This is a genomic window from Cellulomonas sp. P4_B5_2 (genome assembly GCF_056402235.1).
This window is the reverse complement of sequence record NZ_JBFUHU010000244.1, coordinates 1-10,130: the sequence shown is the minus strand read 5'-3', so window position 1 is coordinate 10,130 and position 10,130 is coordinate 1. Positions and strand designations below refer to the sequence as shown.

The window sequence follows — 10,130 nt, the reverse complement described above, 5'->3', positions numbered from 1 at the left end:
GTGGATGACCATCGCGGACCGCGCCCCCGAGCTGGGCATCCGGCTCGACGGCACGCTCCTGTCCGGCGCGGTCGGCGGCACGCTCGAGCAGCTGCGGCACCGCATCGACCTCGCCGCGGTCAACACGCGAGTCAAGGCGCTCGCGGCCGCGCAGTCCGCCGACATCCGCGCCCGCCTCGAGCGCGAGGGCGTGAAGATCGTGATCGGGCACGGCCACCTCGAGGGCCCGTCGAAGGTCGTCGTGACCACCCCGCAGGGCGACGACGACCTCACGCTCGACGCCGACGTCGTGCTCGTCTCCACGGGGGCCACGCCGCGCACCCTCGACGAGGCCCGTCCGGACGGCGAGCGCATCCTCACGTGGACCCAGCTGTACGACCTGAACGCGCTGCCGAAGCGTCTGATCGTCGTCGGGTCGGGCGTGRCGGGTGCCGAGTTCGCCGGTGCGTACACCTCGCTGGGCGCCGACGTGGTGCTCGTGTCCAGCCGCGACCGCGTGCTGCCCGGTGAGGACGCCGACGCCGCCCAGCTGCTCGAGGACGTGTTCAAGACCCGCGGCATGACGGTGATGTCCCGTTCCCGTGCCGCCGGCGCGCGCCGCACCGCCGACGGCGTCGAGGTGACCCTGTCCGACGGCCGAGTCATCGAGGGGTCGCACGTGCTGTTCGCGGTCGGCTCGATCCCGACCTCGAGCGGCCTCGGCCTGGAGGAGGCGGGCGTGCGGCTCACCCCGTCCGGGCACATCGAGGTGGACAAGGTCTCCCGCACCAACGTCCGCGGCATCTACGCCGCAGGTGACGTGACCGGCGTCCTGCCGCTCGCGTCGGTGGCCGCCATGCAGGGCCGGCTCGCGATGGCGCACGCGCTCGGCGACGCCGTGAAGCCGCTGTCGCTGCGCGGGGTGTCCGCGAACATCTTCACCTCACCCGAGATCGCCACCGTCGGCTCGTCGGAGGCGCGGCTGCAGGAGCAGGGCGTCAAGTACTCGGTGAGCATGCTGCCGCTGGCGCGCAACCCGCGCGCCAAGATGCTGGGCGTCCGCGACGGGTTCATCAAGATCTTCGCCCACGCCGCCACCGGGACCGTGCTCGGTGCCGTGGTGGTCGGACCCCGCGCCAGCGAGTCGATCTACCCGCTGACCGTGGCCGTGACCCACCGCCTGACCACCGACCAGCTGGCCGAGACCGCCACGGTCTACCCGTCGATGTCGGGCACGATCGCCGAGGTTGCCCGCATCCTCCACCACCGCGCGGAGGACTGACCCGGAGCGCACCGGAGGGTCGGTCCGACCACTGACCCAGGGACTGATCCGGCCGTCGACCATGTCGTTGGCTCCGTTCTGCGGTCGTTCCGCGTTCATGACCACATGGTCGGCGTCGGTCCTGGTCGACAAGCCGGGATTGGCGTTGCGGCACCATAGGTGCATGTGGATCGAAGCCTGTCGTGGGGACATCACGCGGCAGCACGTCGATGCCGTCGTGAACGCCGCGAACTCCTTGATGGTCGGGGGCGGCGGCGTCGACGGGAAGATCCACGCCGCAGCGGGTCCCGAGCTTCTCGCCGAGTGCCGACGGGTCCGCCGGCTCTCGTTCCCCGACGGTGTGCCGGTGGGGGAGGCCGTGGCCACTGGCGCGGGGCGGCTCCCCGCCCGATGGGTCATCCACACGGTCGGACCGAACTGGAACCGCGGCGACCGTGATCCCGCTCGGCTCGCGTCGTGCTTCACGCGGTCGCTCGACGTCGCGGCGGGGCTCGGCGCGCGATCCGTCGCGTTTCCCGCGGTGAGTGCCGGAAGCTACGGCTGGTCGCCTCGCGATGTCGCGGAGGTCGCGATCACAGCGGTGCGTGGATGGGACGCGACCGCGAACGGCGGCGTGGAGCTGGTGCGGTTCGTCCTGTTCGACGACGCAGCGCTCGCCCCGTTCGCGCAGCTTGTCGGCTCGGGCGGTCCTGAACCCTCTGCGGTGTCGAGCGAGCCCGAGTGACGTTCACAGCTCTCGCGACGCCACTCACGGCTCGGTCGGCCGTCAGGAGCGGGCCAGGAGCAGCTCGCCGACCGCGGTGCCCAGCGCAGGGTCCAGCCCGAGCGACTGCAGGTGCGAGGCCCGGACCGTCAGGGGGGCGTCGGACGTCGCGATCTGGTGGATGCGCGTCTTGAGGTCGTAGCTGATCTGCGCGCGGTCCAGGAGGGCGAACAGGCGCGCCGCGACGTCGTTCGCCGACAGCTGCGGGTCCGGACCGACGGTGACGGTGAGGGTCGCGTCTACGGGGACGTCGTCGACCGTGATCGAGACCCGGCCGTCAGCGCGACGCACTGTGCCTCCGCTGACCGACGGTGTGCCGTCGAACGACAGGAACGTCACCGTCCACGACCGGGTGGCGGGCAGGCAGTCCAGTGCGCCGACCGCGGGGCCGGCGGTGAACGTGCCGGTGCTCTGCGAGAACGAGAGCGGGGTCGAGGCGGTGCCGGAGGCGGAGCCGTCGTCCTCGACCAGTGTGAACGAGCCGTCCGCGCCGACGACGACGAGGACCTCGAGGCTCGACGGGTTCACCGGGTCGTTGCCGGGCACCTCGGCGCCGTCCAGAGGCACGATCGCGCCGGCCGGTGCAAGCACGGGGATGGTCGACAGGTCGCGGTGGAGCAGGAGCTCGCGGCCCCCGTCGTAGACCAGGCCGGTGAACACGTCCACCCACGTCCCGGCCGGGAGCCAGGCGCGCACGGAGGCCAGGCGGGTGCGCAGGTCGGCCGGGCTGGTCAGCGGCGCGACCACGAGCTCGCTGCCGAACAGGAACTGGTTCGGCTTTTCGTACGCCTCGGCCTCCGAGGGCCACGCGTGGTAGAGCGGCTCGACCAGGGGGCGCCCCTCGATCGCGGCGCGGTGGTTCATCGTGTGCAGGTAGGGCACGAGCCGGTGGCGCAGCCGCAGGTGCTCGGTCATCACGGCGCGCGCGGCCGGCTCGAAGGTCCACGGCTCCTTGGCGGTGAACGCGTTGGCCCCCGAGTGCAGGCGCAGGATCGGCGAGAACACCCCGAGCTGGAGCCAGCGTGTGGCCAGCTCGTCGTCCTTGCCGCCGAACATGTGGCCGCCGATGTCGTGGCTCCACCAGCCGTAGCCGATGTTCGAGGCGGTGGCGGTGAAGTACGGCTGGAACGCCAGCGAGGCCCACGAGATGACGGTGTCGCCGCTGAACCCGACCGGGTAGCGGTGGCTGCCGGGGCCGGCGTACCGGGAGAACGTGAGGGGCCGACGGCCCTCGCGCGCGTTGTCGAGGAAGTGGAAGTGGTTGAGCATCCACAGCGGGTCGATCCCGGCGACGCGCGAGTGCGGGCCGGACTGCCAGTCGAGCCACCAGAAGTCGACGCCGTCCGCCTCCAGCCCGCGGTGCAGCACGTCGAAGTAGGCGTCGAGGAACTCCCGGTCGGTGACGTCGAACGGGATCGGGTCGTGCGGCGAGCGGCCGAGCGCGGCGGCCATCGCCGGGTGGGCCTCCTCGTGCGTGCGGACGCCGTCGGCGGGGTGCACGTTGAGCGTCACGCGCAGGCCGCGGTCGTGCAGGGCCGACAGGAATGCGGCGGGGTCGGGGAACAGCGACCGGTTCCACGTGTAGCCGGTCCAGCCGCTGCCGATCTCGGGGTCGACGTCGGTGACGTGCCAGTCCATGTCGATGACGGCGACGCTGAACGGGATGCCCTCGGCGCCGAAGCGGTCGAGGAGGGCCGAGTAGCTGTCGGTGGTGTACCGGTGGAATCGGCTCCACCAGTTGCCCAGGGCGAACCGGGGGAGCACGGGCGTCGGGCCGGAGACCGCGTAGAACGCCTGCAGCGCCTCGCGGTAGTCGTGGCCGTACGCGAACACGTACAGGTCGGTCCGGGACCCGTCGCGGGGTGCCACCCAGCCCTCGTCGTCGAACACCATCGACCGGGAGTCGTCGAGCACCGCGTAGCCCTGCCGGGACACGATGCCGGGCTCGAGCGGGATGGCGCCGTCGGCCAGGTCCAGCGTGCGGGCGGTGCCGCCGAGGCCGACGGAGTCGGGGGAGTCGTCGCCATACCGCCACACCGAGTGGTACGCGCTGACGCCGCCGAGCACCGAGACGCTCAGGCCGCTGGTGGAGAACGGACCGCGGTCGTACACGAGGTGCAACCGGTCGGTGAGGACCTCGACGTGGGAGTCGGACTCGATCACCCGGAAGTCCGGCACCGGCAGCTCGCGGTTCAGGGCGAACGTCGACGCGCGGTCCTCGAACACGCCGTCCGCACAGTGCTCGAGCCGCACGAGCCCGGCGGTGAGCACCGTGATCCGGAACTGCGGTCCCAGGACCACCGCGCGAGGGTCCGCCACCGGGCGGGAGGGCAGGGGCTTCCGGGGCGTCATGTGATCGAGGGTCCTCTCGGCGGGGGAGTGATTCCCGCCGACCGGCCGCACCGGTCGCAGTGGCGTCATCCCTGGTCGAGCAGGCTCTGCACCTGGGTCTGCGCCGCGTCGAGCAGCTGGTCGATGTCCGCGTCCTGGTCGGTCAGCACGCTCTGCACCACCGGGTCGAGCGCGGCGTAGAGGTCCTGCGTCGACCGGGCGGGCTCGGCCAGGAGCGGCTGCTCGAACACGTGGTCGGTGTAGCCGGTCATCTGCTCGAGGGGCACGTTGACGTACTCCGCGATCCAGGACTGCTGCTCGGCGTACGTGGCCTGGTCGAACACGGGCAGCTGCGGGGCGCCGACGGGCTGGTCGGCGGCCGCGGAGGTCTGCGCGTCGAGCACCGCGGCCTCCTCGTCGAACAGCTTCTGCATGTAGTAGAAGTCGATCCACTTCACCGCGGCGGCCTGCTCGGCCTCGGTGGCCTTGGCGTTCACCGCCGCGAGCGTCCCGCCACCGAGCACCCCGGCGTCGGCACCCTCCAGCGGGAGGACCGTCAAGCCGTACACCGACGGGTCGAGGGCGTTCTGCGTGAACAGGTTGCCGTAGTTGCCGCCGCCCGAGACGTACATGCCGATCTGGCCCGACGCGAACGCCTGGTTGATGCCGCCCCAGTCGTAGAGGAAGTTCGAGCCCATCGAGCCGTCCGTCCAGCGCAGGGTCCGCAGGTAGTCGAGCGCCGACCGCATCTCCGGGGTGTCGATCGTCGCGGTGGCCGCGGAACCGTCGAACTCCTCGACCGAGCCGCCCATCGCGTTCACCAGCGTGGTGAGGATCCAGCCGCCGGTGTTGCTCTGGGTCATCGWCGCGTACCCGGCCTGGCCGGTGGCGTCCGCGATCGCCTTGGCGTCCTGCCGCACCTCGTCCCACGTGCTCGGCGGGTCGTCCGGGTCGAGCCCGGCCTGCGTGAACAGCGCGCGGTTGTAGTGCAGGCCCTGGCTGTACGCGGCGATCGGGATCGCCCAGATGTCGCCGTCCTCGTCCTCGCCCGCCTGGGACACGTGCGGGTTGTACCTGTCGGCGTAGGGCAGCTCGGCGACGAGGGCGCTCACGTCCGCGATCTGCTCGTGGGCGATCAGCCCGCGCCCGTCGGTGAACGGGACGGGGAACACGTCGGGCAGCGTGCCACCCGCGAGCCCGGCCGCGAAGGTCGTCGCGTCCCACGTGTACTCCACGTGCTCGACGCTGATGCCGGGGTTCGCCTTCTCGAACTGCTCGATGCGGGCGTCGAACGCCGCGATCGCGGGTGCGTCGAGCCCGGTGTCCATGGCCACCTGGATGGCGACCGTGCCGTCGGAGGGCTCATCGTTCGGGGTGCTGCAGGCGGCCAGCGTGCCGAGGCTGAGCGCGGCCGCGAAGCCGAGCGCGGCTGCCTTGCCGGAAGACGTCATCGTCGCTCCTCGTTCGGGGGGTGGACGGCGTCGTCCACGAAGGTTTAGCGCTATACGTTTAACGCTAAACGCAGATAGGATCCGGCGTCAAGAGCCGAAGGAGGACCGGGTGCCGCGCGTCACGCTCAAGGACATCGCCCGTGAGGCGGGGGTCTCCGTGATGACCGTGTCCAACGTGGTCAACGGGAACCTCGGCCGCGTGTCACCCGCCACGGCCGCGACCGTCGAGCGGATCGTGGAGGAGCGCGGCTACGTGCCCAGCGGCGCCGCGCAGAGCCTGGCCGCCGGTCGCACCCGCCTGGTGGGGCTGCTCCTGCCCGCACGCCAGGACGGCACGGCCCTGCTGGGCAGCCCGCACGACGTCAGCGTCGCCGGCGCGCTCGAGGCGGCACTGCGCGAGCGGGACCACCACCTCATGCTGCGCGCCGTCGAGAGCACCCGGGAGGTGCAGGACTCGGTGCAGCGGTGGAACCTCGACGGCGTGGTCGTCATGGGCTTCACGGACGACGAGCTGCGGTCGCTGGCCATCCCCGACGACGTCCCGGCGGTCGTCATCGACGCCTCGGTGGGCGACGGGCACGCCGGCGCCGTGCGCGCCGACGACGTCGACGGCGGGCGGCTGGCGGGGGAGCACCTGCGCGCGCTCGGCCACCGGCACGTGCTGTTCTGCGGCCCGGTGGATGCTCGCAGCCAGGTCGTCGCGGCTCGGCTCGAGGGTCTGCGCGGCGCGCTCGGAGCGGACCCGGTCACGCTCCACGCCAACACCACCTACGAGGACGGGCTGGCGGCCGGGGAGCGCATCGCGCGCGAGCACCCGGACGTGACTGCGGTGTTCGCGACGGCCGACGTGCTGGCCGCGGGTGTCCAGGCGGGGCTGGTCCGGGCCGGCCTCCGGGTGCCGCAGGACGTGTCCGTGCTCGGGTTCGACGACGCCGACATCGCCCGCTACGTCAGCCCGAGCCTGTCGACGATCCGGCAGGACACCGCCGGCAAGGGACGGGCGGCCGCCGAGCTGCTGCTCCAGCTCATCCACGGCGCCGACCTGCGCGCGAGCATGCCCGACGGGACCGTGCATCTCGGGGTCGAGCTCGTGGTGCGGGAGTCGACGGGACCGGCCTCAGTCGATAGTGAACTCGGCGACGACGGGGCGGTGGTCTGAGTGGGTGGTGATCGAGACCGTGGTCGTGCCGAAGCTCACGCCCTGTCCGAACACCCAGTCGATCTTGTGTGCGGGGTCGTCCGCGGGTGACGTGAGCAGCTCGGACTCCGCCGGGACCCACCCCGCGGACTCGAGCAGCTCGATCTCCGGCCAGCCCGGTTCGGCGTTGAGGTCTCCGGCGAGCAGCGCGGGCGGCGTGACCGGCTCGGCGTCGGCCAGCGCCTGCAGCTGCTCGAGCCGCGTCGGGGTGTTGGCCTCCCGGTGCTGCGTGTGGATCGAGGTCACGCGCAGGGCCGTCCCGTCGGCCGTCGTCAGGGTGGTCGACAGGGCGGACCGGCTCTGCGGGCCGGCTCCGTACGGGAGCGCGTGGACGACGGAGTCCGTGAGCTCGGACCGCGCGAGCACCGCGTTGCCGAACTGGTGGTCGGCCGCCGGCGAGAAGTGGACGGTCATCCCGAGCCGGTGCGCGAGCCACGTCGCCATGTCGGTGCCGCCCCCGAACACCCAGCCGCGGTTGACCTCCTGCAGGGTGACGACGTCCGGGTCCTCCGCCTCGATCGTCGCCGCGATGCCTTCGAGGTCGACGGCGGTGAGCGGCGAGACGCCGTAGTGCAGGTTCCAGTCCATGAGCGTGAGCGGCTCGTCGGCCGCGCGTGCCGGCACGTCGGCGCCGGTGGTGCTCGTCGTCGACGGCACGAGCCCGAGCGCGGCCAGGACCAGCGCGGGCAGGACGAGCAGCCGGACGGAGCTCATCCGCCGGGGCAGCCGGTCCGGACTCGTCAGTGCGGGCACCGCGCCGGGGGTGCGCCGGCGCAGGCCGGACAGGGCCAGGCCGAGCGCGGCGAGCACCATCACCCAGACGTTGTCGACCGGCAGCGGGACGTCGTAGTCGAGCATGTAGAGCAGCAGCGGACCGATCGTGCCGAGGCCGACGACCAGCGTCGCCGCGGCCGTCCGGGTGATCCCGCGCGCCGCCGGTCGGTGGGCGCTGAGGGCGGCTGAGAGCACGATGCCGAGGGAGAGCTGCAGGACGACGACGGCCGTCAGCGCGGCGATGCCCGTGAGCCAGAGCGCGCACCCGACGCCGGCGACCAGCAGGACGGCGGCACCCACGCGGACGGCGGCCGGCCACGGGTCGGGCCGGAGCAGGGACAGGGCGCCGAGGCTGTTCGCGGCGACGACGACCAGGCCCGCCCAGCCGAGGGCCACGCCGGTCTGCGAGGCGACGAACGCGGGGTTGGCGACGATCATCGCGGCGAGCGCGAGGAACAGGCCCAGCACCCAGAGCCGCCGGGGCCGCCCGGTCGCCTCCGACGACGTCGACGCGGTGAACGCGACCAGCCCGCGGGCCGTCACCACGACCCCGACCGCGAGGACCACGGCGACCACCCAGCCGGTCCACCCGTCGCGCCACACGGCGTCCCAGGTCCCGAGCACCAGCTGGAGCCCGACCGACAGGCCGCAGCCCAGGACCAGCCCGATCGCCGCTTCGCGACCACCCGCGGGACGCCCGGCGACGAACGCGACCGCGAGAGTGAGCACGGCGACCGCCACGGCGACCGCCACGAGTCCCACGACGAACAGCGCCTCGCCGTCGAGCGCCTGGACGACCAGCCGCAGCACGGCGAGCGCCCCGGCGCCGACCAGCAGGGTGCGGGCGTCGGGAGTGCCGGACGTGCGGCGTGCCGCGAGCAGGAGCAGCGCGGCGACGGCCCCCGCGGCGGCGTACGCGCCGAGCGCGGTCACCGCGGCCTCGACCACGCCGGCCGCGAAGGCGCGGTCCAGGAGGGGGCCGCTGGCGCGGACGAGCTCGAGGCACAGCACGGTGAGCAGGGCGACGAGCCACACGCGCGTCGGGGTGCCGGCGTCGGGCGGGGTGCGGACGGGCGTGCCGGCGGGTGGGGTGGTCGTCACGCGCGCGAGACTACCGGGGCCGTCAGGCGAACAGCTGCTGCCCCACGAACGGGCTCTCGTCGGTCGTCACCGGCGTGCCGTCCTGGCCGGTGACCAGCGCGCCCTCGGGGATGCCCGGGGGCACCGCGAACAGGCCGGACCCCGTGTGAGTGAGGTACTCCATGAGCGTGTCGTTGCTCGACAGCGTGGTCTGCATCGGGATGAAGTGCGTGCGGGGGTCGCGCACGAACGCGAGGAAGAACAGCCCGGCGTCGAGGCGCCCGAGCGAGTCGTTCCCGTCCGTGAAGTTGTAGCCGCGCCGCAGCAGCCGCACCCCGTCGTTGAAGTCCGGGTGGGCCAGTCGGACGTGCGAGTCGACCGCGATGAGGGGTGCGCCGCCGCGGCCCTGGGCGGCGAAGTCGGGATCGGTGAACTCGGTGCCGCCGGACAGGGGAGCGCCCTCGCCCTTGGTGCGGCCGACCAGGTTCTCCTGCTCGCGCAGCGAGGTGCGGTCCCACGTCTCGATCCGCATCCGGATCCGCCGCGCCACCAGGTACGAACCGCCGGTGAGCCACGCCGAGTCGGTGTCGTCCGCAGCTGCCGCGCTCGCGGGCACCCACACGTGCTCCTCGAGCGCGTCCGTCTCCTCCGCCTTGACGTTGGCGGTGCCGTCCTTGAACCCGAACAGGTTGCGCGGGGTCCGCTGCGCGGTGCTCGTGGACGAGGTCCGGCCGTAGCCCAGCTGGGTCCAGCGGATCGTCGCGGTGCCGAACGCCGCCCGCGAGAGGTTCCGGATGGCGTGCACAGCGATCTGCGGGTCGTCGGCGCACGCCTGCACCACGAGGTCGCCGTCGCTGCGCGCGGGGTCGAGGTCGTCGGCCGCGAAGTGCGGCAGTGCGACGAGCCCGCCGGGCAGCCGGTCCGCGAGGCCGAAGCGGTCCTCGCCGGGCGTGCCGTCGGGGCCGGGGGTGCCGACGAACAGCGACCGCCCGAACCCGAACGTGATCGTCAGGCCCGCGGGGGACAGGTCGGCGGCCTCGCCGGTGTCGTCGGGCGGTGCGTCGTACGGTCCCGACGCGGGGCCGAACGGCCCGGCCGAGAGGCCCTGGGTCAGCCGCGCGGCGATCGTGGTCCACCGGCGCAGCAGCTCGACCAGCTCGTCGCGCGAGGTCGTCGTGAGGTCGAACGCGGCGAGGTAGAGCCGGTCCTGCGCGGGCGTGACGATGCCGGCCTGGTGAGCCCCCGTGAACGGGTAGGTGCCCGCGGCCGTGA

The 10,130-nt window shown here is 73.0% G+C and carries 7 protein-coding genes; 3 read left to right on the top strand and 4 right to left on the bottom strand.

Translation table 11 applies throughout. The features are described 5' to 3' along the window. Positions 1-1,261 (top strand): NAD(P)H-quinone dehydrogenase (locus tag AC1DUQ_RS16330; protein WP_477074147.1); only part of this gene is annotated, 1,261 nt, incomplete at its 5' end. A gap of 163 nt (positions 1,262-1,424) precedes the next feature. Then, the gene (locus tag AC1DUQ_RS16325; RefSeq protein WP_477060327.1) at positions 1,425-1,985 is read left to right on the top strand and encodes an O-acetyl-ADP-ribose deacetylase; all 561 of its coding nucleotides are present in this window, start codon (positions 1,425-1,427) and stop codon (positions 1,983-1,985) included. A gap of 42 nt (positions 1,986-2,027) precedes the next feature. Here the strand turns inward: AC1DUQ_RS16325 and AC1DUQ_RS16320 are convergent, their stop codons facing one another. Both AC1DUQ_RS16320 and AC1DUQ_RS16315 read right to left on the bottom strand, forming a co-directional pair. Further along, entirely contained in the window at positions 2,028-4,376 is a 2,349-nt protein-coding gene (locus AC1DUQ_RS16320; protein ID WP_477060328.1) for a glycoside hydrolase family 31 protein, read from the bottom strand. A gap of 65 nt (positions 4,377-4,441) precedes the next feature. Next, positions 4,442-5,806 carry an ABC transporter substrate-binding protein gene (locus tag AC1DUQ_RS16315; RefSeq protein ID WP_477074146.1) on the bottom strand — a complete coding sequence of 455 codons (1,365 nt, stop codon included), beginning with the start codon at positions 5,804-5,806 and terminating at the stop codon, positions 4,442-4,444. A gap of 109 nt (positions 5,807-5,915) precedes the next feature. On the opposite strand from AC1DUQ_RS16315, the gene AC1DUQ_RS16310 reads away from it, so the two are divergent. Beyond that, complete coding sequence (locus tag AC1DUQ_RS16310) at positions 5,916-6,965, top strand: LacI family DNA-binding transcriptional regulator (protein ID WP_477060330.1); 1,050 nt, start codon at positions 5,916-5,918, stop codon at positions 6,963-6,965. Here AC1DUQ_RS16310 and AC1DUQ_RS16305 read toward each other — a convergent pair. Both AC1DUQ_RS16305 and efeB read right to left on the bottom strand, forming a co-directional pair. Then, the gene (locus tag AC1DUQ_RS16305) at positions 6,924-8,879 is read right to left on the bottom strand and encodes an endonuclease/exonuclease/phosphatase family protein (RefSeq protein ID WP_477060331.1); all 1,956 of its coding nucleotides are present in this window, start codon (positions 8,877-8,879) and stop codon (positions 6,924-6,926) included. The two genes, AC1DUQ_RS16310 and AC1DUQ_RS16305, sit on opposite strands and share 42 nt — an antisense overlap. 22 nt (positions 8,880-8,901) lie before the next feature. Further along, positions 8,902-10,130, bottom strand: a 1,229-nt coding sequence (gene efeB, locus AC1DUQ_RS16300; RefSeq protein ID WP_477074145.1) for an iron uptake transporter deferrochelatase/peroxidase subunit, incomplete at its 5' end; no start/stop codon positions are given.

Excerpts from the sequence above, each read along its gene's own strand:
- AC1DUQ_RS16325 (WP_477060327.1), top strand. The coding sequence starts at position 1,425 with ATGTGGATCGAAGCCTGTCGTGGGGACATCACGCGGCAGCACGTCGAT.
- AC1DUQ_RS16320 (WP_477060328.1), bottom strand. The coding sequence starts at position 4,376 with ATGACGCCCCGGAAGCCCCTGCCCTCCCGCCCGGTGGCGGACCCTCGC.